Here is a 24,881-nt window from a genome sequence, read left to right as displayed (position 1 = left end):
TAATAGGGAAAACCCCAAGTACCAAGTTTTTGTGTTCAAAGATACTCCCATATTGATTAAAGACCTATTGGAACTTACTAAATGAAGAAAATATGAAAAAGACACCTCGATTATGAAGTGTCTTTTTTTAATATGATAATAGTATTATATTGTAAAAGAGGTATAATAAGGGAATGAAAAGAAAGGGGATAATTATTTTGTGGGTTACGATTAGCGAATTTAAAGAAGATCTTGTAAATAATAGATTTGATGAAAGATCACGCTTTTATAAAAAATTGCTTGATATCATAGAACCTTATATTGAAGGAAGCAAAATAAAGTGTTTTTATCCAAAAAATATATATAATAGCAACGAGGAAAAAGAATTTATTTTCTTTTTGGAAAAGTATATTGTAACCGTAACATTTCAAAAAGACGAAAGATATTTCTTGAAAAGTATCCCTATTCCTAAAGGTGAAATTTCATTAGAAATTCCAGAATACGCTTATCAAGGAGTACAATTAAATTTGGAAAATAAAGGTAAAGAAGTAATTTCCTTAAATAGTTCGGAAGATTCCAATAGTAACTGGAATGATGAATATATTGAAAATATTAAAAAAATATACAAATTTTTGATAGAAAGATAATAAGAGCGCCTTTTCGAGGACGCTTTTTACTTAATATGTAGAAACAAGCCTTTTGAAAGTTTATTTTTCAACCCTTAGAAGGACAGCAATACCCAATAATTTTTCAGTCCCTTGTTTTGCATCTTTTATTAGAGCATCCATTTTAGGGTGATAATCATCCATCCCGTCATATTTAAGATATGTATGAGATTCTTCAATTAACTTGTCCATTAAGTGTAAAAAGTTTTGTAATTCTGCAATGTACTTCATGGAAAAATGATGATAGTCGAGAGAATCAATATTCCCCATAAAGTATTCAACTTTTTCTAATCCATCTTTAAGGTCTTCATTTAACTCAAAATCTTGAAAAGAACCCTGTTGTTCTGCTTCATAAAAAAATTGCAATCTATCTAGTCGATTTTGTATACTGCGGATATTTCGTATTAATATGAAATTAGTTTTCAGTTCATATGTTTTCGTTTGTTGATTTTGTAATTTTTGAGTGCCACGTGTTGCCCACCAACTCCCCAAAAACACACCTACAAGTGTAACTAATGAAGTTATTAAAAGTTCCCATCCATTCCAACTCATATGATTCCTCCTGCAATTTAGTTCATTTACATTTTATCACTGACCCGTATTGTTTTCTAGGTCGCAGGAAAATCGTCCTATTTGTCGAAAATATCTATATGAAGAAAAAGGAGATTATAGTGAAATGAATAATAAACGAATTTTCACAGTTAATGAACATTATTTGATAGAAATTGATAGTCCGTATGGTAATGGAACCATGAGTTACTTGGGAAGTATTTATTGCTGATAAAAAATTTGAATATCGTGGAAAAGCAATTGAAATAGGCGGTCAGGACAGAAGTGTTCCTTGGATGGTAATTAAAGAACCTAAAGATGGTTTAGAAACAATGATAAATGCTATCGAAGTTCACATGAAAAAATAGAAGGGGTGAATTGTGATTATGAGCGAATTAGATACAAAACAAAAAGTGCTTGTTGCTTTCTATACTGAATATCAAAAAGATATACCTAATATGAGGAGAGTGATTGCTTCTGAAATAGGCATTAGTCAAGATCAATTTACAATAGCAATTCAAAAGTTAGAAAATGAAGGTCTTTTAACAGGTGCAAAATACGCTAAAGGTGGTCGTGGAGCAGTTCCTTTAATGGCATTTACGGATTATATAATGGTAACAAATTATGGATTACGTTATGTTGAAGATAAGTTGGGAATACAGCCGACAATGAGTGCTGGTGAAAAAGTTAAAGAAGTATCAAAAAAGTTACAGCATGGGGATACAACGAACTAAAAGATTTTACGGTTAAAATAGCAGCAGAATTAATCAAAAGTACAATTCCACAAGGTCCAACAAAGTAAACACCCTTCAAGGGTGTTTTTCTTATTTAATATGAAGAAACACGACTTTTAAAAATTATTTAAAAGTTTTTTTGTGTTTTACCTAACAAAATGAAATGGATCAATACAATGCAATAGTGAAAGTAAGATAAACTAAAAACATTGGAGGAAACAAATTATGAAAATAAATGCAAAGAAAGTACAAAAACTGATAGACGGGTCTCAAAAACTGATTGGATTATTAATTGAAGAAGGAATCGAATTGCGGGCTAATGAATGGGACGAATTTTTAACGCTAGGTATTAAAAAACGTGAAGGAATTTTAAGTTTAATGCTAGATAAAAATAAAGAGGATCTTTACGAAATGCACGCAGTTTATTTTGAAGATAAAAGTGAAAGATATTTTTTAATTGGTGAAAGCATAAATCAAAATGCTGAAACAACCTTTGCTGAAATTAAAAATATTAGTGAAGGATTAGACCAAGCAAAAAATACAATGGAATATGTAAGGGAACAGGCTGAAAAAACTTGTTCGGTTTATCAATAACATCACGAAAACCACTGGTGCATTCAGCATCGGTGGTTTAAATTTTTATATGGATTGATACAGAAATGATCCGCTCACGTCATGCTGACCGCACTAACAGTCAATGCTGGTTTGAAGGAGGAATAATAATGAACAAAAAACACCATCCACTTTATTACACATGGAATGGCATGATGTATCGGTGTTATAAAGAATATCATTCACATTATAAATATTACGGTGCCAAAGGTGTTACCGTTGATGAACGATGGCATGACTTCTGGAATTTTGTATATGATGTGGACAATCATTTACTCAATGGGAATTTGCTTTATGAAAATGGATACGATTTGGACAAAGACCTTAAAAGTGGCAATACATATTCTTTGGATACTTGTACGGTCATTCGATCTTCGGAAAATCAAAGTATGAGTCGTGAAAAACAAAAGAAATCCATATTGGCATTTAACAAGAATGAGAGTATAAAGTTCGAATCACTTGCCGAAACATGTAAGAAATTGGGCATTAATCGTTCCACTATTATTAGTTGTATTAGAAGGGGAAGTCAGCATAAATCAGGTTACCATTTCACATACATCCCCTAAAAGTTCTTGACTATTTGGAAATAACAAGCGTAAAATAATGGTATTAATGCGTGATGGAAAATAACAATTAGGCGGAATGCCTTGATAATAGTGAGTTATTGGTGATTTAAATTTTTAGCACGACTCAAAATCGTGTTCCTCTGAAGTGCCGGTTCGACCCCGGCCGCTGGTAACATCTAAAGGGCTTAACCCTTATAAGTCAATGCTTTGAGACAATCTCAGCATTGGCTTTTTTGTGTTTAATTGACTAAAGTAGAGTGCTAATCGTGTAGACAACAACTTCGATCTATAATACCATTATCATTACAAATAGCAGTTCGAGTGTGGGGGTGGAAGTGCTACTCATTGAATCTAAAGGCGAAACTATGGTTTTGGTGAAAAGCCCCCCCATAAAGAAACACAACCATTTTTAGGTCAAATTGAATCAGGAAAAGTTGACTAATTGAAAGAGATAAGATAACTCCTTGAGTAAAGAGACTATCCATATGGAGAGTCTCTAAATTTATATAATGGATATTTAAAGCTGAGGAGAATATCACAACTGGTAGTTTTTTGTTCAGGAAACAATCGATTGTCTTTGAATGAATGTTACAAACATAATATCAATATTTGTAAGGCCACTCTGAGAGTGGGATAATAAGTTGTTCTATGAAAGACCATGTTTTATCAATTTATATTTTAGTTACATATAATCATAAACAGAGTCATCAAAATAGAGCCAGTGATAATATTCAATTTGTGAATCTGTCATACTGGAAACTTCTTTCTCATTGAATTTTTGTTGCTCAATTAATTTCTGCAATTTGGAATTTCTTTCTACTTGGCTCATCTTAAATCCTCCTTATAGTATGAGAAGTAACGAAGTATTTAAAAATTGAAAACGCTTTCTTTTTTTCTTGTTTTTATTATATATCTCAATGAGAGATTAATCAAATATCAAATATAGATGATTTTTCAGGAAATAATATAGAAATGTTATTTATCTATTTACTTTAAAACAGTTAAAGAGTCAAGGTCGAATTGCCAAAGCCTGAGTTTTGTTAAGGATTAAGGTGATTCTTTAAATCTATAAGAAGGCTAAATTAACCAAAGAAAATACTAAAAATAGAAAAGACCTAAGTTATTATACCCAAATGCTATTTCAAAAGTGAACAAATCGTAAACGGTTAGTGATAACAAAACGTATAACGTGGTCAGTAACTTAATAAGTGGCGAGTGAACTGAGATGAAGAAGATGGGACTCAGCCTCAACAAACGATCATTTCTTAGTCTAATTGGTACACCTTGGTAATAAGTTTTACAATCATTTGTACAACGGAGGGGCTACTACAACAGGCAACATTGGATGGAAGTCTTTAGAAGAAATATGAGGTAATGTGAAAATATGATAGTGTGCTATGAAACTAACTGGTGCTATAGCTGTAGATTGGAGCTGTCTTTAAGGCAGCTTTTTCTTATCGGGGCAGTTTAGTTGAACAAGAAATCATGGTGAAATTCATTAAAATTGTCGAGGTGATTGTATGAAATAAACTTGTCCTTGTTGTGGATATAAAACTTTAGATGAAGAACCTCAAGGAACGTATGATATTTGTGAAATCTGTTTTTGGGAAGATGATGGTTACCAATATGAACATCCAGATGAGGATGGAGCAAATTATGTTACCTTTAGAGAAGCACAACTTTGGGGCTAAAGGTGAAAGAAGTTTACAATTTGTAAGAAAGCCAAATAAATACGATATAAAGGATCCTAATTGGAAACCGTTATGAGTTTACATAGGGAATTATTAAACTAACAAGTGCGTTAGCTGAAGATCGGAGATGTCTTTAAGTAGCTCTTTTCTTATGGAATTAAAGGGGCAGGATAGTTCAACAACGAATTAAACTTCATCCTATAAAATCGGTACTTTTAATTCTAATTTAGATGAGGAAAAGGGGAACCCAAATTGTTTGAACGTTGTAATTTTGGGCTGGAGCAAGAGACGAAACTAATAAACGGATATCTTTTGGTTATTTTACAGGTATGGGATTAGAACATGGTTATATGAAAGGCATAGTGGCTCATCCTAATTATCAAAAAACAGGGATTGGAATGGAGTTAGTAAGAGAATTTTAAGAGATTCTGAACGGTAAGAATGGCTTTTATACTAGTGTTTCAACTTGTTCAGCTATAACAACTATGTTATTATCACAGTATAATTTATGATCGTGATCATATAAAATAACTTAATAACTAATGATACATGACATGACTCGTGTTATGTTAAATGTGTAAATATAATTTGGAAATATCTTTTAGTATTGGACACTAAGTCCATTAATGAATATTTGATGCGAAAAGGGAGGGGAAAATAATGGCGAGAAGTGATATACAAATTGAGCGAATGTTAAATTATTTTATTGATGCAACAGCCAAACTAATAAAAGAAGAAGGAATCAAAAATATCAGTATAAGAAAAATTGCAAAGGAAGCAGGATACACAAGTTCTACTATCTATAATTATTTTTCGGAGGTTTCTCACCTCATATTTTTTGCTGGAATGCGCTTCCTAGATGACTATAATGAGGATTTACCAAAATATACTGCAAGAGGTAAAGATCCATTAGAAAAATATTTATTAGGATGGGAATGTTTTTGTGACCATTCTTTTAGAGAACCTGAATTATATCATGCAATATTTATTGCCGATCTAGGAGAACATCCGGAGGAACTCTTAAAATATTACTCATCCATATATAAGTCAGATACGATTCAGCTTCCGGAAGAATTAGAGGGAATTCTTACTGAGCAAAATTTAAGTAAAAGAAGTAGATCAGTTTTAGAAAAATATGCAGAAAAAGGGGTATTTAAGAAAGAAGACGTTGAAAAACTTAGTGAAATAACCATCTTGATATGGCAAGGAATGATTACATCTCTCCTTAATAATCGGGTAACTTATACATCTGAAGAAGCTTCAAGAAAGACGATGGAATATATCCGAGATGTAACATTAAATACGGCAAATATGTTAGAAAGTAAGTAAATAGTCTTACTATTTAAGAGGCAGAAAAACAGTTTTGTTTTTCTGCCTCTTTTATGTATCAGATTTGAGAGGAGTTAAAAAATAGAAAATTTTATCTTTTCAGATATTTACAAAAACCGCAAAACGATTTATACTGTGGTTAAGAAATCGCGATCATTAAAATATCAAGATTTATAAAGCGCTTTCAAGCGAGCGTAAGCAGAAGATAATTTAGTGATCATGGAAAGCTAACAAACTTTGATTAAGGGAGGAGTTTTTAAAATGATTAATGCAATTACCGAAAAGAGTGTTACAGGTTCGACAAAAACAAAACAGCTGGTTATTGATTCCGATGTGCATTCGTATTTAAGTTCACTTGATGACCTTGTACCATACTGTAATGAGTCTCTTCAAAAGCGTTTGAATATTGGTAAATTTAAAAAGCAAGCATTTGAGGGGAAGCTAATCTCTGCAGCAGAATTTCGCTTCCCGGAATGCAGGTATATCAACCCCGTTTCGGTTGTACGTGGAGATGCTTTTTCACCAGAAGGGGCCATCCCGGGTTCTGATCCTGAATTTGTAGCTAAAGATTTGTTTGATCGTTCAAACACACAGTATGGAATTTTAAATTCATGTAATGCAACAATGGGTGCTTTTCATAATATAGATGTCGCTAATGGATTTAATGCAGCTTTTAATGATTGGCAATATGAGAATTGGATTGAAAAAGACAGCCGGTATACGATGTCTATGCTTGTCTCACCTCTTGATCCCGTGGCAGCGGTAAAGGAAATTGAGAGAATCGGGAAAAAACCAGGAGTTGTGGCAGTCAATTTACAAACCACTAGTATTCCATTCGGCAATAGACACTTTTATCCTATTTATGAAGCAGCGGAGCACTATGGACTGCAAATGCTGATACACCCAGATTCCGAGGCCTCAGGGGAGAACGGCCCAGCACAAGCAGTAGGACCAGCATCAACTTACATGGAATGGCATACTTGCTTAGGGCTGAATGCGCAAAGAAATATTGTGAGTTTAGTTTGTGAAGGGGTTTTTGAAAAGTTTCCTAAACTAAAATTTGTATTTGTAGAATATGGTGTCGCTGGAATTGTACCGCTTTTGTGGAGAATAGATAAAAATTGGAAGACTCTTCGTGAGGAGGTGCCGTGGTTAAAAGAATTACCTAGCGAATATATTAAACGAAATGTCCGCTTAGGAACACAGCCAATTGAAGAACCATATCGTCCAAAGGATTTATTGGAAATCATCCAAATGGCTGGGATTGAGGATATGCTTCTTTACTGCAGTGATTATCCACACTGGGATGGAGATGAAGCAGAACGAGTATTTAATACTTTTCCAAAGGAATTAAGAAATAAAATCTTTTATGAAAACGCTTTAAATACTTATAATTTCAATCGACAGTAGAAAGGAAAATGAAAAATGGGTGAATTAAAAAGCGTTACAGTTTGTTCATCAGAGGATTTAAAACCTGGCCAACGACAATTAGTAAAAGTTGATGGATCAGAAATTGCCATCTTTAATAATAATGGTCGTTTATATGCTGTTCGAAATAAATGTCCGCATCAAGGAGTATCAATGGTATATGGTTCGATAGATGGCACTATGTTACCAAGTGATCCTCATACGTATCAATATGGAAAACACAATGAGATTTTACGCTGTCCTTTACATGGATGGGGATTTGATATTAAAACGGGGGAATCCTTGTTTGATGCGAAAAATTGTAAATTAAAGACTTATGATGTAGATCAAGAAGGGGATTCTATTGTTTTGTATCTTACTAAAGAGCCGAATACTGTTTCATTAATTGAAACCCACGCTTGCATTGTTTCGTAAAAATTAACATAAAGGTTTTTTATTGCCATAAAAAGATCGTGATCTTTTTATGCATCATGATCTTTTTATGAAAATATTATATTTTTAATGGATCTTTTCAAAAAAAAACTGTCATGTTTCATCGTGTATGAAAATTACCTTTGAGAAATTAATTTTTCAAGGTTAATGGTGCATGAAAGGAGTGGAGAATTTGCTGTGGAGTGAATTGAAAACAAAGATGGAAGAACGGCCAATGTTTGGTTGTTTTGTCACTTTTCCATCTCCTGGTTTAACAGAGTTCATAGCTCAAATGGGTTTTGACTTTACATGTATTGATAATGAACATGGAACAATGGATTACATAGTTCTAGAAAATATGATCCGTGGGTCTCAATGTGCGGGGGTACCTTCAATAATAAGAACGCCTGCTAATCGATCAGAATATATTCAAAAGGCATTGGACAGCGGTGCAAATGGCATTCAAATCCCGATGGTCAACACACTTGATGAAGTAAAAGAAGCGGTAGATGCAGCATACTATCCTCCTTTTGGTAAAAGAGGATTCGATTTTTTACCAAGGGCCTGTGACTACAGTTTATATCCTAATAAAATGGAATATATGCGAAAAGCTAATGAACAATCGTTGGTCATTCTGCAAATTGAAACGGTAGAAGCTACGGAAAACCTTGAACAGCTTTTAACGTTAGAAGGTGTCGATGTCTTTTTTATAGGGCCTTTTGATTTAGCTGTATCAATGGGATATGCACATGACCCAAGGCATCCTAAAGTCATACAAATGATTGAGCGATGTATCACCCTGATTCATAAAAAAGGAAAAATAGCTGGTATGTATGTTAGTGATGCAGAACAAACAAGGCAAGCTGTTCAATGGGGAGCCAGCTACATTTTAACAGACTTAACTCAAGCCATGACACAATGGTCAGAACGGTATTTACAAAGTGTTAAAAAAATTGAGATCACTGAATAGCGATATAGACGACACTTTAATTTATTTGACAATCGAAGGTAAGGGTATGTTCATGGGGTATTTAACTGAACAGATGGCCTTATACTATGAGGAGTGAAATTGGTGAAATATCAACTTTCATGGAAAGTCGGTGGCCAGCAGGGAGAAGGCATTGAGAGTACGGGAGAAATCTTTTCCAAGGCTTTAAATCGATTAGGCTATTTTTTATATGCATACCGCCACTTTTCATCTCGAATTAAAGGCGGTCATACAAACAACAAGGTTCGAGTGAGTACCAGCAGATTTAGTACAATTGCTGATGATCTAGATATATTAGTAGCCTTTGATCAGGAAACAATTGATCTGAATTATTACGAGCTTCATAGTGAGGGCATTATTATTGCTGATTCAAAATTTAAACCGGTCAAACCGGAGGATACGGAAGCAAAATTTTTCGCTGTACCATTCACCGAAATGGCAGCGGAACTCGGTACTCCGCTTATGAAAAATATGGTCGCCATTGGAGCGACTTGTGCCATCATTAATCTCAATCCAGCCGTTTTTGCGGATGTCGTAAAAGAGATCTTCAGTAAAAAAGGCAATAGTGTCGTTCAGAAAAACATGGAAGCAATCTATCAAGGTTATACATCCATGCAGGGAAGTTTAGGGGATGTGCCGCCTCCACTAGCACTAGCTCAGGCAGATGGGCAGCAGCGCCTATTCATGATCGGCAATGACGCAATTGCACTCGGAGCACTCGCGGCAGGAGTCCGTATTATGGCTGCATATCCAATCACGCCTGCTTCTGAGATCATGGAATATCTCATTGATAAGCTGCCTGAAGTGGGTGGGGCAGTCATCCAGACAGAGGATGAAATTGCTGCGGCCACGATGGCAATCGGTTCTAACTACGCCGGTACCCGTTCGTTTACCGCATCCGCTGGTCCGGGGCTTTCTCTGATGATGGAAGCTATCGGATTGTCAGGAATGACTGAAACGCCTCTTGTGGTTGTCGATACACAACGAGGGGGGCCTTCCACTGGCTTGCCTACGAAACAAGAGCAATCAGATTTAATGGCGATGATCTATGGCACACATGGTGAGATTCCGAAAGTAGTGTTAGCACCGAGCACTGTTGAAGAGGCTTTCTACGATGCAATTGAAGCATTTAATATCGCTGAAGTCTATCAATGCCCCGTTATATTACTGACTGATTTGCAGCTTTCATTAGGAAAGCAAACTGTTGAACCATTCGATTTCAATAATATAGAAATTCGCCGTGGAAAACTGAAAACAGACGAAATCGTAGTGGAGGATGAAAAAGCGTATTTTAAACGATATGAATTGACGGAGGATGGTGTGTCTCCACGAGTGATACCAGGGACAAAAAATGGCATCCATCATGTGACAGGTGTAGAGCATGATGAAACAGGAAGGCCTTCTGAAGGGTCAGCTAATCGGAAGCTACAAATGGATAAACGTATGCGCAAGCTAGACCATTTACCAGAACGTTTTCCAAATCCTATAAGGGTGCATGCGCCTCATGAAAAGCCTGAGCTTTTGCTAATTGGGTTCAATTCTACAAGCGGGGCAATCGAAGAAACAATGAGTCGCCTTGAAAAAGAAGGGATAAAAGTCAACCATATGCACATTCGGCTTATCCATCCGTTTCCTACCGCGGCTGTATTGCCATTTATCGAAGCTGCTGAAAATGTGCTTGTTGTTGAGAACAATGCCACCGGTCAGTTAGCGAATTTAATAAAGATGAATGTTGGATATATAGATAAAATGAAGAGTGTATTGAAATATGACGGAAATCCATTTCAGCCAATTCATCTTTACAATGCAAGCAAGGAGCTGTTTGAACATGTCCACAACTACGTTTAAAGATTTTAGAAACGATGTAAAGCCAAATTGGTGTCCTGGCTGTGGTGATTTTTCTGTTCAGGCAGCGATCCAGCGGGCTGCAGCCAGTGCAGGACTCACACCGGAAAATATGGCTGTTATTTCGGGAATTGGCTGCTCAGGTAGGATTTCTGGTTACATTAAATCGTATGGTCTTCATGGCATTCATGGGCGTTCACTGCCAATTGCCCAAGGTGTCAAAATGGCTAATCGAGATTTGACTGTCATTGCTTCTGGCGGCGACGGTGATGGCTACGCAATTGGATTGGGCCACACAATCCATGCTATGCGCCGTAATATCGATCTCACTTATATTGTAATGGATAATCAGATATATGGACTGACAAAAGGGCAGACTTCTCCACGTTCTGCTGCTGGATTTGTAACAAAATCGACACCGCAAGGAGCAATTGAAAAAACACTGTCGCCAATGGAATTGGCTGTTTCAAGCGGAGCAACATTTGTGGCTCAAAGCTTTTCTACCGATTTAAAGGATTTGACTGCCATTATTGAAGCCGGTATTAAGCATAAAGGGTTCTCTATGATAAATGTGTTCAGCCCTTGCGTCACCTATAATAAAGTAAACACATATGACTGGTTTAAAGAACACTTGGTCAACCTGAATGAAGTTGACGGGTACGATCCTACTAGCCGGGAAATGGCCATGGAAACTTTAATCAAATATGAAAGTCTTGTGAAAGGCATTATTTATCAAGACAAAGAACGTCCATCCTATCAAGATCTCGCAAATGGTTATGCAGATCAATCACTGGCTCATTCCAACATTGAACTTGATCCGAAGTATTTTGAGAAACTGATGAGTGAGTTTATTTAAAGAATGGATTGCAGGCGGCGATTTTAGGATACTCACCTTAGCTTTCTAAATCCTTTTTGGAAAGGGCCGAGATAAAACAGAAGTTAGAGAGGGGAAAGACGAGCAAGGATGGCTAACTATACGATTGTAGATAAGGAAACTTGTATTGCCTGTGGAGCTTGTGGTGCTGCAGCTCCTGATATTTATGATTACGATGAAGAAGGTATTGCGTTTGTCATATTAGATAATAATGAGGGAACGGCTATCGTACCTGATGAATTCGAGGAAGATATGATAGATGCTTTTGAAGGATGTCCAACCGACTCTATTAAATTAGCACCTGTGCCTTTTGATGGTAATCCTTACTGTGAAGCGTAACATCCAGAGATACTTTATCAGTAAGGAAAAAGATCTTAATGGAATCACTAGCGATAGGGACAATATAGTAAGTCTTATACAATTAGCAGCAAAAATGATAGGGGAGTGAAAATTGGGGACAAATAGTTTGTTACAATCGATTCCATCCAAAATGAAAGCTGTAGTGGTAACAGAATACGGGGGAGTAGAAAAGCTTGAGGAACGGAAAGTACCTGTACCCATTCCTAAGGAAAATGAGGTACTCGTAAAAATCCATGCTTGTGCTGTAAATAATTCAGATATTTTAATGCGTGAAGGTGGCTACGGCACTGATGCGAAATCCACCGAAAAAGCGGGTTGGAAACGGGAGGCTATTTCTTTTCCGCGTATTCCTGGAACAGATGTTGCGGGGCAAATCGTAGCGGTCGGTGCAAATATCAATCCAGCATGCCTGGGAGAAAAAGTAGTGTTATTTCCATTTTTCTCTTCAGCCCCTGATGGTTTGGAACATATGGCAGATGATATAACGTTAATGAGTTCCGAGTGTGACGGTGGATATGCCGAGTATATTACATGGCCTAAGGAATTGTGCAGACCCATGCCGCTGTCTAGTTATGTTGAAAGTTCTTCTTTTATTGTTAGCTGTTTTACTGCATGGCATATGCTTGAAAAAAGTAAAGTTGTTCCTGGAGAAAAGGTTCTTATTACTGGGGCAACCGGAGGGGTTGGTTCCTATGCAGTTCAAATCGCCTCAAAAGTATTTGGTGCAAATGTCGTTGCACTGGTAAGAGATCTATCTTTAAAAGAAAAAATGATGGAACTGGGTGCAAGTGAAGTTTTATCGTACAAATCAACAACTTTAGCAGATGATGTTATAAAGGCTGCAGGTTGCAAGGTGGATGTTGTACTGGATGTGGTGGGGGATCCTTTATTTTCAATTTGTTTGAAGGTACTAAGAAATGGGGGACGGTTAGCAATATCTGGTGCTGTTAGCGGGGCGATTACACAGCTTGATATCCGTACAGTTTATTTAAACCACCTTTCAATAATAGGGTGCACGTTAGGTACTCGGAAAGAATTCAATCGAATGCTGGATGCAATCCGGGAAGAGAAAATTAAACCTCTTATCGATAAGGTTTTTCCATTAGAAAAAGCGCGAGACGCTCAGGAATACTTTAAAAGGTCAGAAAAATTCGGGAAAGTAATATTGCAAAATAAGCTAGAGAATTAATTCAAATACGAGGAGGGCTCTCTATATGAATAGAGTAGTGTCTAATAAAATTAAAGATCTTGCAAATTATTTAATTGAAGCCGAGAAGAGTCAAAAACCGAATAACCCATTAACTGAAGTGGAGCCAGATTTAACATTAGACGAAGCTTATGAAGTTCAGCTGCAAGTGGTTCAGGAAAAACTATCACAAGGACTAAAAATTGTTGGTAAAAAAATTGGTCTAACTTCTCGTGATATGCAAATCATGTATGGCATTGATACGCCGGATTGCGGTCATTTATTTGAAAATATGATGGTTGAAAATAACCATGAGGTATCCTTTAAAGATGTCATCCAGCCGAAGATCGAATGTGAAATCGCCTTTGTGTTAAAGAAAGATTTAAAGGGTCCGAATGTTACCGTTGAAGATGTTCTTCAAGCAACCGATTATGTTCTCCCTTCTATTGAAATAATCGATAGTAGAATTAAAGATTGGAAGGTGAAATTGCAAGATACGGTAGCGGATAATGCCTCTTCTGGTCTTTATGTCCTTGGGGATAAACCTGTTTCAGTGGATGAAGTTAATCTTCCTGATATCACCATGAAAGTGTATCAAAATGGTCAATTGATGAAAGAAGGCGTAGGAAAAAACGCTATGGAGCACCCTGCAGCTTGTGTTGCATGGCTTGCCAATAAATTGGCAGAGTTCGATGTGGTATTAAAAGCTGGAGAAGTGATTCTTTCTGGTGCCCTTGCTACTACCATTGATGTTGTACCAGGTGATGAATTTACAGCTGTATTTGATCATTTAGGGGAAGTGAAAGTTACATTCACAAGATGATAGGAGCTATCTAATTAAATAGACTCTAAACATTATATTTACTTTTGCTTTTTAAGAGGGGAGCTTTACTTGGTATTTCTATCGATCATAGGTCCAATGTTCATTATGGCGGCTATATCTGTAATTGGATATTTTATTGCAAAAACCAATGAAATTACAGATGAATCAAAGCAGCTGATCATAAGTATTATGATCAATGTAGCCATTCCGTGCATCATTTTGGATGGCGCCTTTAAAACCAAGGTCGGGAAAGAGTTAATGTCCCAGCTGATCATTATTTTTATTCTTTCAATCATCATCACTTTATTATTGTTACTATTAGGATGTGTTTTTGCAAGGATTTTCAACTATTCTCCTAGTAGTGCAAGGAAAATGGCTTTCATTGCTGGATTGGGGAATACGGGTTTTATTGGGATTCCTTTATGTGCAGCGATATTCGGTCCAAAAGGGGCTCTGTTGGCAGCAGCATTTGATACAGGGGTAGGCATTGTTTTATTCACAGTGGCTATTGCGCTATTGCAAGAAAATTATCAGTTTACACTGGCATCTTTAAAACAATTAATGAATCCCCCAATTATTTCAATAATTGTAGCTTTATTTGTTATCATTGCTGAAGTTCAACCGCCAGAAATCATTCAACAATTAAATGGGATGTTAGCGAGTTTAGCAACCCCTCTTGGAATGCTTTATATTGGAATTCTTATAAGGGTGATGCTTAAACAAAAGGGAACCATATCAATCAGTAGATTGACAGTACCTATATTATTGAAGTTAGTCATCTTCCCGATTCTAACAATAGTAGTTGTGGTGTTTACTAACTTTTCCATGTTAATGAAGCAAGTAATTATTATTCAAGTCGCAATGCCTACCATGACAATCGCCCCTGTTTTATTAGCACGTTATACACAAGATGAAGAAATAGGGGTGAAGGCAGCGGTTTATTCAACAATCTGTGCAATCTTGACAGTACCCTTTATGGTTTTCTTAGGAAGTAAAATATTTTGAAAATTGGTATTTATTAAATAAGGCTGGATTACAGAGAGGATGGATTTGATGACCGTGAAAGCGGAAAGTAAAACATATGTAAATTATATAAATGGTGAATGGAAATCTTCATCTACCAATGAAGTTCAGGCCAGCATTAATCCGGCTAATAAAAACGAAATCGTTGGGTATGCTTCGAAATCAACAAAAGAAGATTTGGATCAAGCAGTTGCATCGGCTAAAAAGGCACAAATTGCTTGGAGAAAGTTATCGGCTCCTGCAAGAGGGGAGTATCTTTATAAAGTTGCCAATGTATTAGAGGCACGATTAGAAGAAGTGGCAGAAACGATGACAAGGGAAATGGGAAAAACTTTTCAAGAGGCGAAAGGTGAAACGGCACGTGGTGTAGCCATTCTTCGTTATTATGCCGGAGAGGGAATGCGTAAAGTAGGAGATGTAATCCCTTCTACAGATAGTGAAGCATTCATGTTCACAAGTCGAGTGCCGCTGGGGGTTGTGGGAGTGATTACACCGTGGAATTTTCCAGTCGCGATCCCAATCTGGAAGATGGCACCGGCACTTGTATACGGTAATACAGTTGTATTAAAGCCAGCAACCGAAACAGCCGTAACGGCAGCAAAAGTGATCGAATGTTTCCATGAAGCGGGAATGCCAGCTGGTGTCATTAATATGGTTTCAGGTTCAGGTGCCATTATTGGACAAGGGATTATTGATCATCCTGATATAAATGGGATTACATTTACTGGTTCAGATACTGTAGGAAAACGGGTTGGTCAAGGAGCGCTTGCTCGCGGAGCTAAATACCAGTTGGAAATGGGTGGGAAAAACCCAGTGATTGTCGCTGAGGATGCTGATCTTGATCTTGCTGTTGAAGCAACAATAAATGGCGGCCTTCGCTCAACAGGCCAGAAATGTACGGCTACTAGCCGCGTTATCATTCAAAGCTCTGTTTATGATGTATTTAAAGAAAAGCTGCTAGCTAAAGTAAAAGAAATAAAAGTAGGAGAAGGATTAAATAGTGACACTTGGATGGGGCCATGTTCGAGTGAAAGCCAATTAAATACGGTATTGGATTACATTGAAAAGGGAAAAGAGGAAGGGGCAGTCCTTTTACATGGTGGAAGTAAATGTGAAGCTATTGGCTTGGAGAATGGCTTTTATGTCCAACCGACTGTATTTGAAAACGTAAACTCCAACATGACAATCGCTCAAGAAGAAATTTTTGGACCTGTATTAGCATTGATGGAAGTGGATACGATGGAAGAAGCATTAACAGTGGCAAATGATGTAGAGTTTGGACTTAGTGCGTCCATCTTCACAACAAATATTCAGAAAATGCTTTCGTTCATCAATGAAATGGAAGCGGGCCTTGTACGCATCAATGCTGAGAGTGCCGGAGTTGAACTACAGGCTCCATTTGGCGGGATGAAAAAATCCAGTTCTCTTTCACGTGAACAAGGTCAAGCAGCAATCGAATTTTTCACAAATATTAAAACAGTATTTGTAAAAGGGTAATATCCTTTTTAGTCTGTCATAGTATACCATACCCAAAATGGAGTAGAGAAGGAGTTGCAAGCACACTATGCAGTCCTGGCAACTCCTTCTCCAATCACACGCAAAATAGCAGTAGACATTTTGCGTGTGATTGGAGAAGCTCTTGATACGATTATTGATGTTCCACGTTAAGCTGCTTTTTAAACTAATGAAACGGACCTCAGGTTCGGAAAAATGTAAACGCTTTAGACATGCCTTAGAGATTTTTCGATGTTATCGCCGTAGCTCCAAACTTATCCGTACATAGGATCGGCTTATGTGTTCCCAGTTCGCATAGCACAAAATATTAATAGCTTACTAGGAACCTCGCCCCTTCAATGTCAAAGAAAGAAGTTCACGACTGTATTTTTTCATCAGTCACGATGAATTTGTAGAGCGACTCACTTAAACTCATTTAAAAACTATATCAAGACTTATTAAATTACAGCCATTTTAATAAGTCACAGGAGGGAATTTATGTGTAAGGTCCGCACAATGGAAGAAATGCCTTTAAGTCGATTTCATTATAAAATGTTTGCATATGCCAGTGGGAGTACTTTCCTCGATGGGTATATTATCGGAATTGTAGCGGTAGCACTTTCTGTCATGCAGACTCAACTTGATATGTCTGTAACCATGATAGGTCTGATTGGAGCGGCAACTCTTGCGGGTATGTTATTTGGTGGAATATTAGGAGGCTATCTTACGGACCTTATTGGCCGGAAAAAGATGTTTCTCATCGATATGCTTGTCATGGCCATTGTGTCAATCCTTCAGTTTTATGTCAATGATCCCATGCAGTTGGTCATTTTACGATTTATTTTAGGGGTTGCGGTAGGGGCAGATTATCCCATTGCAGGAGCCTTGATGACGGAATTTTCACCGGCAAAAAATCGTGGTGCCTTACTTGGAGGGCTTAATGGACTCTGGTATGTCGGTTACGCGAGTTCCTTTGTGGTCGGTTATCTTATGTTGTCCATCGGTGATGATGGCTGGAGATGGATGCTTGCAAGCAGTGCGGTCCCAGTAATCATCATGCTAATTTCACGCTTAAATATGCCAGAATCCCCTCGTTGGCTGGCCAGTAAAGGAAGGGAAAAGGAAGCAAACGCCATTGTGCAGAAAATATTCGGGGAACATGTCATCATGTCGGCCGAACCAGAGACTAAGGAGAAAACCACCTATCTCGATATATTTCGAAATGGCTATGGGAAAATGGTCATTTTCGTGACAGCTTTCTATTCGCTTCAAGTCCTCCCCCTCTATGGAATAAATACCTATATTCCTGAGATCCTTGCACAATTTGGTTTTGCTAATGGAACGAGGGAATACCTGGGAGCTGCGGTCATTAATATCATCTATCTTATCGGCTTGCTTCCTGCCCTTTTTCTTGTTGAAAGATATGGAAGAAGACCTACACTCATTTGGGCATTTTTCGTATGTTCCATCTCTTTATTCGTACTGGGAGCAACATCTGGAATGAATATGCCCTTTATTTTCACCCTAGCTCTCTTTGTAATCTATGGAACGTTTAATACCGGGATGGGAGCCCATTGCTGGATCTATCCGAATGAGCTTTTCCCAACCCATATACGGGGAACGGCAGGGGGCTTTACCACAGGAGTGGCCCGGGTTGCCTCTTCCATTGGTACGTTTTTCTCTCCGGCCATTATGGCGAGCTATGGGTTGTCAACTACGTTGTATATTTGTGGGGCGGTACTTTTCATTGGATTTTTAGTCTCTTTATTCATGGCCCCGGAAACAAAGAATATGAGTTTAACGGAAGCCAGTTCCCTCAACAAATCCAAGGAAATAGAACAAGACAGCTTCGCATCGGAAAAAACTGCTAATTAAATGGTCTGCCCAAAAAGATCTAGCTGTGGAAGACCTCAACATGTTATTAGATAAAAACAGTTAGTTTTTTATGAATTTAAGGAGAGATAGCTTTGAAAAAACTTCAATTTCTAAAAGAGGACGAGCTCCGATTAGGTGTAAAAACCTCGCATGGTATTTTAGATGTCAAAGATGCGGCAGATAAGCTAGAAAAATCTACATTCGTATCACTTCAGGAATTGCTTCTCGAGGGTGAAGAGGGACTGGAAAAAATCAACAGCTTAGTTCACCTTGCTCTTGAAGGCAATCGAAACGAATTATTTGTGTCTGAGGGTACACTTACATACGCACCTGCTGTAAGCAATCCCGAAAAGATTATCTGTGTAGGTTTAAACTATATAGACCATGCAAAAGAGTCAAATATGGATACTCCGAAGTCTCCTGTTTTATTTAGTAAATTTAACAATGCCCTATCAGCCCATTTGGAGACTATTTCAATCCCGGAAGAAGCAAAAAATATGGATTATGAAGCAGAACTTGTCGCAATAATGGGGAAAACGGCTAAAAATGTCTCAGAAGAAGATGCTTTATCTTATGTTTTTGGCTACAGTGTTGGAAATGATGTTTCAGCCCGTGATTTGCAATTTAAATCTGGTCAGTGGTTATTGGGAAAAACACCGGATGGTTTTGCACCGGTCGGTCCATATATTGTGACAGCTGAGGAAGTGGATCCGAATAACCTTGCCATTGAATGCCGGGTGAATGGCGGAGTACGTCAAAAGGCTCATACTCGGGACATGATTTTTAGCTGTGCCTTCTTGATTAGTTACATTTCCCAATATATAACACTAAAGCCGGGTGATCTTATTTATACAAGAACTCCCGAGGGTGTAATCTTGGGCTATCCTGAAGGGGAGAGGGATTGGTTAAAATCCGGGGACGAAATGGTCGTTGCAATTGAATCGTTGGGCGAATTAAAAAATGTCTTAAAATAAGAGAGAGAACACGGGATTTGAAAGTCTTCGGCGTTTGCATGTGAAAGCAAAGACCCTCGGGATTAATAATTCTTGAGGGTTTTTGCGTTCATAGTTGAATATATTACACTATTTAAAACTTTTTCTATAAACTAAATGTATATAAATGGGTTTTCAAACTAATCTGCCTGCAGCTTTCTTTTTGGGCGAGAAAATTAATAGTTCATTTAGAATAGACATAGATGAGGAAAAACCAAATAGTACAGATAATATTCAGGAACAAAAGAGAAAGTCCTTATTTGACAAACGGTGGCGGGGCAAGTGTTGAAAAATTCCCTTGTATATTTATGGGGTAAAATATTTTCATAGGAGTGAATAAAATGTTAATTGGTCATATCAAGGAAATTATTCGTCACCCTATAAAATCTTTAGGTGGTGAATTTGTACAGAAATCCAAAATAATGGACTATGGTTTATATGGAGACCGTAGCCATGCTTATACAGATGAAACTAAAAAAGGTGATTTCTTAACTATAACCCAATTCCCTGAAATGGTGCGATATAAAGCAAGATTTGTAGGAGATGAATTGATGGAGGAATATCCTAAAGTCGAAGTGATGACACCTGAAGGTAAGTTCTATGATTGGGAAGATGGGGTATTAATAGAAGAAATGGAAAACAAATCGAAACGAAAAATTTCTACTATTGAATATACTCCTTCACATGTGCCTATTGGACCAATTGCAGTAGAACACATTCTACTTGCAACAGATGCTTCATTAGAAAATTTGAAAGAAATCTGGGGGAATGATGAGGTCGATTTTCGACGTTTTCGCCCTAATTTATTTATTTCATTAAAAGAAAAAATACCATTTATAGAAGAAGAATGGATTGGCAGACGAATAAAAATAGGAAGTAAAGTAGAAATTCAATTAGTAGGACATTGTAAAAGGTGTATGATTATTACTGTTAATCCTGATAATGCAGAACGAGAAGCGAGTTTGCATAAAACTCTTATAAAAGAAAGAAATAATAATTTTGGCGTTTATGCTTCTGTGATAAATACAGGTAACATTCATGTGGATGATGAAGTTCAGCTTCTTGATTGAATTTTGTTAAAAAGAACAATATGAACTAAAAAAACAGGCTAACTCTCTTGTTCAAACGGCTAAAGGCTATCAATATAAATTCCTTTTTTATCCGGTAAAGTAAGGCCTTTTATACGTAAGAAATGCTCCCCTTTAAGTATCCAGATTACCTAAATAGGAGTATTTCTCTTGAATATAGGGTTTAACTGGTTGTAATGAACGAAATTGAGATTTGTGCACAAAAAAGACCTCTTGATATGATGAAAGTGTCCCAAGCAAGCGAAAAGGACACTTTCATCATAAACATGTGGCCAATCATGAATTAAAACCAAATCTGTAAATCGGTCAAGTTTAAAAAAAGGTACAATTAATGGGTCGTCCCGCCGACCGTATGAATATCCGATTCATATTTAGCAGATGTGACAGCAGCTATTTTTATGCCCTTAACAATTGACTCAAGGCTTAAGCTAGGCGCTTCTTTATTGATGGTTTGCTCCGGAATGAAAGGAATATGGATAAATCCACCCCGGATGCATGATGAGTTTCGGGCGATATAGTCCATTAAACCATAGAATATATGGTTGCATACAAATGTTCCTGCGGTATGGGATACCGATGCAGGAATGTTGCTTTCCTTCATGTTTTCGACAATTCTTTTGACGGGGATTGTAGACCAATAGGCTACTGGTCCTTTGTCTGCAATTGGCTCATCAATAGGCTGTTTTCCATGATTGTCTGGGATTCTCGCATCATCCATATTGATTGCCACCCGTTCAGGTGTGATGTGAAGCCGTCCCCCGGCTTGTCCTACACAGATAACGATATCAGGATTATGCTGCTGGATAAGGTGCTCCATTAATGCAATGGATTTCCCGAATACCGTTGGGATTTGTTCAGCAACTAGAGTCACATCATCAATTACTTCTCCGTGTAACTGTTTTACTGCTTCCCAAGAAGGGTTAACTCTTTCTCCGCCAAAGGGCTCAAACCCGGTTAATAACACTTTTTGCTTCATGAAAATCCCTCCTATACTCCTAATGAAACAAGTAAGTACATAAATACGATATTGAAAGCCAATACTGCCAAAGCTGTTGGAACTTGAACTTTTATGACATGGTTTTTATCTTTCAGGTCCAGCAAGGCTGCCGGCACAATATTAAAGTTGGCAGCCTTTGGTGTCATTAAAGTTCCACAATAACCCGCAAACATAGAAATGGCAGCTATATGATTTGGATTAGCGTCAAATTGGTTAATCAGAAAAGGAATGGCGATACATGCAGCCATAACTGGGAAGGCAGCAAAGGCATTTCCCGTGATCATAGTGAATATAGCCATGCCGAGACAGAAAATGACCACAACCCAAAATAACGAACCTTCGGGAATGATTGCTGTCACAGCTTTGGAAACGACTGTACCAACCCCTGAGTTTGTGTAAATGGTTCCCAATGTTGCAAGTAGCTGTGGCAGAAATACTGCCCAACCAATAGATTCTAGCAGACGACGTGATTCTTTCACAGCTCCTGTAGGTGTTCCGCGTTTCATCACCATCGCAAAAATAATGGCAGTCAAACACGCCAGACCTAAAGCAACCATCGTTACATTAGATGGATCCAGCTAAGCCTTTCCCCCAATTTTAACATCGTCTAGCAGCTTAGAACCAGCTAGGGTTAGAATGGGAATCAAGATGGCGGGTAGGAAAAGACGACCGCCAAGCCGCTTCCTTCTATCTTCTTCCCTTACAATAATGCTTTCTTCAACATGCTCACTTTACTTTAACCCGCCGTTTGCAAGTAAAGCGCTGATTTTTGCGCTTTATGGATGGCTAACAGGTGCGAAGATCTAAGCTGACTAAAAGTAGCTTTTTCTTTTTACATCTATCGAGCGCAGTTTAGTTGAAGAAGGATTATTGATTCTATTTGCCGAATTGTTTAAATTAACCGATCAAGCTTTAGATGCGGTGAGAGAGGGAAACTTAGTCACAAAACGACTAACGTAAAAAATAAATTAGTTGAAATGAAAGAAGTGAATGTTTTGATTACATATAAATGTCTCCATCATGTAAGTCTTACCGTGACAGATTTGGAAAGAGCAAAAGAATTTTATGGCAAAAGTTTATGTTTAAAAGAAATACAGCGTCCTAATTTTGATTTTCCAGGTGCCTGGTATGAAATAGAGGGACAACAACTTCACTTGATAGTCGATCCCTCTTCACAGACGATTCGTAAGGATAAAAGATTATCCAGCAGGGAAGGTCACTTTGCCCTTAGAGTCGAGAACTACTATGACACTCTTAAATGGTTGAAACAGAATGCAGTTGAAATCCTTGAAAAACCATACGGAAAAAGCGGATTCGCACAAATTTTCTGTGCCGATCCTGATGGTAATTTGATTGAACTGAATGTTAATCAACAAAATCTATAAGTACGCAACTTTAAGGGCTTCCTTTACTGGCTCTTTTCTAATGAAGGGTCGGGCAGTATAGTTGAAAAAGGAACTTAAATTTAAATCTCGAATATCTAATATAATCGGATAGCTTAAAATTTGATGACAGACAGGAGTTAGGTACGATGATAAAAGGTTTCGGAGGAATATTTTGGAGAACTAAGAATCTTGAAGTTATAAAAAAATGGTACAGTGAAGTGTTGAAGATTGAAATAGAAAATTGGAATGGGACTGTGATAAAACCCCAATTAGGAAATGAGACGATCTTTTCTTTCTTTACCGAGAGTGACCCTTATTTTCCAACAGAACAACAAGTGATGTTAAATTTTCAAGTACATAATCTGAACGAAACTATTCAACATCTTGAAAAGATGGGTGTACCTCTTGCAAAGAAAAAAGAGATTAGTGAATTTGGAAAGTTTATTTGGATTAAAGATCCTGACGGTCGACTGATCGAGCTTTGGGAGAAATAACGAGTTGTCATTCATTTGCCACTGAGCTGGTGGTTTTTTAGCCTTTTATTCATTTTTTACTGTTTCATTCTTGGAATGACCATCATTACCGGATTTATTAATGTCATACATCTTTGGATGTTTAAAGAGGTTCCTTCTTGGGCTTTTTCATTGGTTTCCTGATCCTGATCTATTATGTTTCGAAACCGTTACGGGTATCGCCTTTTGTACAATGGTTGTTTCATACTGGCTATTATTTGTACCGTTTTATGGATTTTCAAATCTCGTTCCGCTTGATTACACTTTATTGGAAATATTGAAAGGAACTAAAAGTACTTCATTATCCATGATTGGTTTTGAAATGCTGCTGATGTATTATCCATTCATCCAAAATGCCGAAACATCTAAAAAGTATGCTCATGGAGGAGCACTTGCCACTACGTTATTGAAGTCATTACTTTATTTAGTTTCGATTGTCTTTTATTTAAAGCATGAGCTGGCAATTACAATTTGGCCAACTCTTACGATGACCAGTATTATTGAATGGCCTTTCATTCAACGTTTTGAATACATAGTCGTTTCTTGGTGGTTCATCATTATCATTGTCAACATGGTTATCCCTTTGTGGGCTGCCAGTGGGGGGGAAACGCTTATTTAATATATCAAGTTCCAGAAAATCCCTATTTATTTTTCATCAGAATTTTGACTAATTTCTAATATCCTTGTTCTCTGGTCTTAAAGAAACTTTCCTTTCCATGTCCGACAAGTCGTTTTAACTATCTCTTTAAACGATACCGAGTGACCCAGATGTACATGTTAGAATGAAAAGTCAGTGGAAAGATCAGAAAAAAGGAAGTATCATCAAAGAAACGTTGAATTTAATCAAGTAAAGAACCTGAGATTTTATAATCCTATAAGGATATTCACCCCAATAAGTAAACAAAACCCGAAAATACAGACGCCATGATTGAGTGTCTGTATTTTGAGTAATCATTTTAGAATAGACCTTTTATGTCAATTAGCGTCCGAAAATTAGTAAATCTGCTCTGAATAAGACGAGTTTATTCTATTATATATACTCCCCAAACACATCGGATTTTCACAAATAAATCGCATGGCGTTCTTTTTCAAAATCCTTTTCCAAATAGATTTCTATCGTGGAGAGCTGCTAAAGAACTGGTAAAGACAAAGATGGCAAGGACATAACTATATTCGTTGAACATGAATCTTATAAAGGTGATTTTAAACCGAAATTTAGTTTTAAGTAAGATTGACTTGTCGTCAAGAAGGGAATGGATTTCTCCATTCCCTTTCTGATTTTCATAAACAAGGAATGAAACAACGAGAACTTCTTTTGCGACATTAAAAGTGAGAAATCTAGTGAAATGATTGGATTAGTTCAGAAGATAGTGAGGGTTTTTACTTAAACTTATTCATTAAAGTGCAAATTAACATGATTTAATGTGAGCTGTTGAAGAGAATGGGTATTCTTAACATAAGAAAGATCCATTCTC

The 24,881-nt window shown here is 37.2% G+C and carries 24 protein-coding genes and 3 pseudogenes; 23 read left to right on the top strand and 4 right to left on the bottom strand.

What is annotated here, in order from left to right; all coding sequences use genetic code 11:
* Positions 1-197: 197 nt before the first annotated feature.
* Positions 198-626 (top strand): DUF3908 family protein, encoded by a 429-nt coding sequence (locus ACQKNS_RS03400; RefSeq protein WP_427641194.1) that lies wholly within the window; start codon positions 198-200, stop codon positions 624-626.
* Between the two features lie 60 nt (positions 627-686).
* Here ACQKNS_RS03400 and ACQKNS_RS03395 read toward each other — a convergent pair whose 3' ends face one another.
* Positions 687-1,196 (bottom strand): hypothetical protein, encoded by a 510-nt coding sequence (locus ACQKNS_RS03395; RefSeq protein ID WP_427641193.1) that lies wholly within the window; start codon positions 1,194-1,196, stop codon positions 687-689.
* Positions 1,197-1,579: 383 nt separating this feature from the next.
* Here ACQKNS_RS03395 and ACQKNS_RS03390 point away from each other — a divergent pair, with 383 nt between their 5' ends.
* From ACQKNS_RS03390 to ACQKNS_RS03380, 3 genes are all read left to right on the top strand, one after another.
* On the top strand, positions 1,580-1,927 hold the full coding sequence (locus ACQKNS_RS03390; protein ID WP_427641192.1) for a YjcQ family protein: 348 nt from the start codon (positions 1,580-1,582) through the stop codon (positions 1,925-1,927).
* Positions 1,928-2,152: 225 nt separating this feature from the next.
* A complete protein-coding gene (locus ACQKNS_RS03385; RefSeq protein ID WP_427641191.1) occupies positions 2,153-2,521 on the top strand; it encodes a hypothetical protein in 369 nt (122 codons plus the stop codon).
* A gap of 128 nt (positions 2,522-2,649) precedes the next feature.
* Positions 2,650-3,105 carry a hypothetical protein gene (locus ACQKNS_RS03380; protein WP_427641190.1) on the top strand — a complete coding sequence of 152 codons (456 nt, stop codon included), beginning with the start codon at positions 2,650-2,652 and terminating at the stop codon, positions 3,103-3,105.
* 682 nt (positions 3,106-3,787) lie between these two features.
* Here ACQKNS_RS03380 and ACQKNS_RS03375 read toward each other — a convergent pair.
* On the bottom strand, positions 3,788-3,934 hold the full coding sequence (locus tag ACQKNS_RS03375; RefSeq protein WP_427641189.1) for a BH0509 family protein: 147 nt from the start codon (positions 3,932-3,934) through the stop codon (positions 3,788-3,790).
* A 700-nt stretch (positions 3,935-4,634) separates the two neighbouring features.
* Here ACQKNS_RS03375 and ACQKNS_RS03370 point away from each other — a divergent pair.
* From ACQKNS_RS03370 to ACQKNS_RS03300, 15 genes and pseudogenes are all read left to right on the top strand, one after another.
* Positions 4,635-4,872: pseudogene (locus ACQKNS_RS03370) on the top strand (CPCC family cysteine-rich protein); the annotation flags it as partial.
* A 584-nt stretch (positions 4,873-5,456) separates the two neighbouring features.
* Entirely contained in the window at positions 5,457-6,125 is a 669-nt protein-coding gene (locus ACQKNS_RS03365) for a TetR/AcrR family transcriptional regulator (RefSeq protein WP_427641188.1), read from the top strand.
* A 261-nt stretch (positions 6,126-6,386) separates the two neighbouring features.
* Positions 6,387-7,535: an amidohydrolase family protein gene (locus ACQKNS_RS03360; RefSeq protein ID WP_427641187.1), complete on the top strand. Its 1,149-nt coding sequence runs from the start codon at positions 6,387-6,389 to the stop codon at positions 7,533-7,535.
* Between the two features lie 15 nt (positions 7,536-7,550).
* Complete coding sequence (locus ACQKNS_RS03355) at positions 7,551-7,967, top strand: Rieske (2Fe-2S) protein (protein WP_427641186.1); 417 nt, start codon at positions 7,551-7,553, stop codon at positions 7,965-7,967.
* Between the two features lie 205 nt (positions 7,968-8,172).
* A complete protein-coding gene (locus ACQKNS_RS03350) occupies positions 8,173-8,934 on the top strand; it encodes an HpcH/HpaI aldolase family protein (protein ID WP_427641185.1) in 762 nt (253 codons plus the stop codon).
* A 102-nt stretch (positions 8,935-9,036) separates the two neighbouring features.
* Positions 9,037-10,800 (top strand): 2-oxoacid:acceptor oxidoreductase subunit alpha, encoded by a 1,764-nt coding sequence (locus tag ACQKNS_RS03345; RefSeq protein ID WP_427641184.1) that lies wholly within the window; start codon positions 9,037-9,039, stop codon positions 10,798-10,800.
* Positions 10,781-11,653, top strand: coding sequence for a 2-oxoacid:ferredoxin oxidoreductase subunit beta (locus ACQKNS_RS03340; protein ID WP_427641183.1), 873 nt, complete (start codon positions 10,781-10,783; stop codon positions 11,651-11,653). Before ACQKNS_RS03345 ends, ACQKNS_RS03340 begins: the two co-directional genes overlap by 20 nt.
* Positions 11,654-11,761: 108 nt before the next feature.
* Positions 11,762-12,010, top strand: coding sequence for a ferredoxin (locus tag ACQKNS_RS03335; protein WP_427641182.1), 249 nt, complete (start codon positions 11,762-11,764; stop codon positions 12,008-12,010).
* A 112-nt stretch (positions 12,011-12,122) separates the two neighbouring features.
* Positions 12,123-13,220: a zinc-binding dehydrogenase gene (locus ACQKNS_RS03330; protein ID WP_427641181.1), complete on the top strand. Its 1,098-nt coding sequence runs from the start codon at positions 12,123-12,125 to the stop codon at positions 13,218-13,220.
* 25 nt (positions 13,221-13,245) lie between these two features.
* On the top strand, positions 13,246-14,040 hold the full coding sequence (locus tag ACQKNS_RS03325) for a 2-keto-4-pentenoate hydratase (RefSeq protein WP_427641180.1): 795 nt from the start codon (positions 13,246-13,248) through the stop codon (positions 14,038-14,040).
* A gap of 69 nt (positions 14,041-14,109) precedes the next feature.
* Positions 14,110-15,045 (top strand): AEC family transporter, encoded by a 936-nt coding sequence (locus ACQKNS_RS03320; RefSeq protein ID WP_427641179.1) that lies wholly within the window; start codon positions 14,110-14,112, stop codon positions 15,043-15,045.
* Between the two features lie 48 nt (positions 15,046-15,093).
* Complete coding sequence (gene gucD, locus ACQKNS_RS03315) at positions 15,094-16,560, top strand: alpha-ketoglutaric semialdehyde dehydrogenase GucD (RefSeq protein WP_427641178.1); 1,467 nt, start codon at positions 15,094-15,096, stop codon at positions 16,558-16,560.
* Positions 16,561-17,055: 495 nt separating this feature from the next.
* Entirely contained in the window at positions 17,056-18,432 is a 1,377-nt protein-coding gene (locus ACQKNS_RS03310) for an MFS transporter (protein ID WP_427641177.1), read from the top strand.
* 92 nt (positions 18,433-18,524) lie between these two features.
* Complete coding sequence (locus tag ACQKNS_RS03305) at positions 18,525-19,406, top strand: fumarylacetoacetate hydrolase family protein (RefSeq protein WP_427641175.1); 882 nt, start codon at positions 18,525-18,527, stop codon at positions 19,404-19,406.
* A gap of 359 nt (positions 19,407-19,765) precedes the next feature.
* The gene (locus tag ACQKNS_RS03300; RefSeq protein WP_427641174.1) at positions 19,766-20,494 is read left to right on the top strand and encodes an MOSC domain-containing protein; all 729 of its coding nucleotides are present in this window, start codon (positions 19,766-19,768) and stop codon (positions 20,492-20,494) included.
* 346 nt (positions 20,495-20,840) lie between these two features.
* Here the strand turns inward: ACQKNS_RS03300 and pcp are convergent, their stop codons facing one another.
* Both pcp and ACQKNS_RS03290 read right to left on the bottom strand, forming a co-directional pair.
* Positions 20,841-21,488: a pyroglutamyl-peptidase I gene (gene pcp, locus ACQKNS_RS03295; protein WP_427641173.1), complete on the bottom strand. Its 648-nt coding sequence runs from the start codon at positions 21,486-21,488 to the stop codon at positions 20,841-20,843.
* A gap of 11 nt (positions 21,489-21,499) precedes the next feature.
* Positions 21,500-22,204: pseudogene (locus ACQKNS_RS03290) on the bottom strand (5-oxoproline transporter, DUF979 family subunit); the annotation flags it as partial.
* A 300-nt stretch (positions 22,205-22,504) separates the two neighbouring features.
* Between ACQKNS_RS03290 and ACQKNS_RS03285 the strand changes: the two are divergent.
* From ACQKNS_RS03285 to ACQKNS_RS03270, 4 genes and pseudogenes are all read left to right on the top strand, one after another.
* Positions 22,505-22,894: a VOC family protein gene (locus tag ACQKNS_RS03285; RefSeq protein WP_427641172.1), complete on the top strand. Its 390-nt coding sequence runs from the start codon at positions 22,505-22,507 to the stop codon at positions 22,892-22,894.
* A gap of 146 nt (positions 22,895-23,040) precedes the next feature.
* Positions 23,041-23,388, top strand: coding sequence for a VOC family protein (locus tag ACQKNS_RS03280; protein ID WP_427641171.1), 348 nt, complete (start codon positions 23,041-23,043; stop codon positions 23,386-23,388).
* Between the two features lie 100 nt (positions 23,389-23,488).
* On the top strand, positions 23,489-24,025 hold the full coding sequence (locus ACQKNS_RS03275; RefSeq protein ID WP_427641170.1) for a GerAB/ArcD/ProY family transporter: 537 nt from the start codon (positions 23,489-23,491) through the stop codon (positions 24,023-24,025).
* A 514-nt stretch (positions 24,026-24,539) separates the two neighbouring features.
* A pseudogene (locus ACQKNS_RS03270) lies at positions 24,540-24,635 on the top strand (DUF4822 domain-containing protein); the annotation flags it as partial.
* Between the last annotated feature and the right edge of the window lie 246 nt (positions 24,636-24,881).

This window comes from Peribacillus sp. NPDC094092 (genome assembly GCF_050279365.1).
Lineage (GTDB): Bacteria > Bacillota > Bacilli > Bacillales > DSM-1321 > Peribacillus.
Note: the sequence above shows the minus strand (reverse complement) of the source record. Positions and strands in the feature narration are given on the sequence as shown.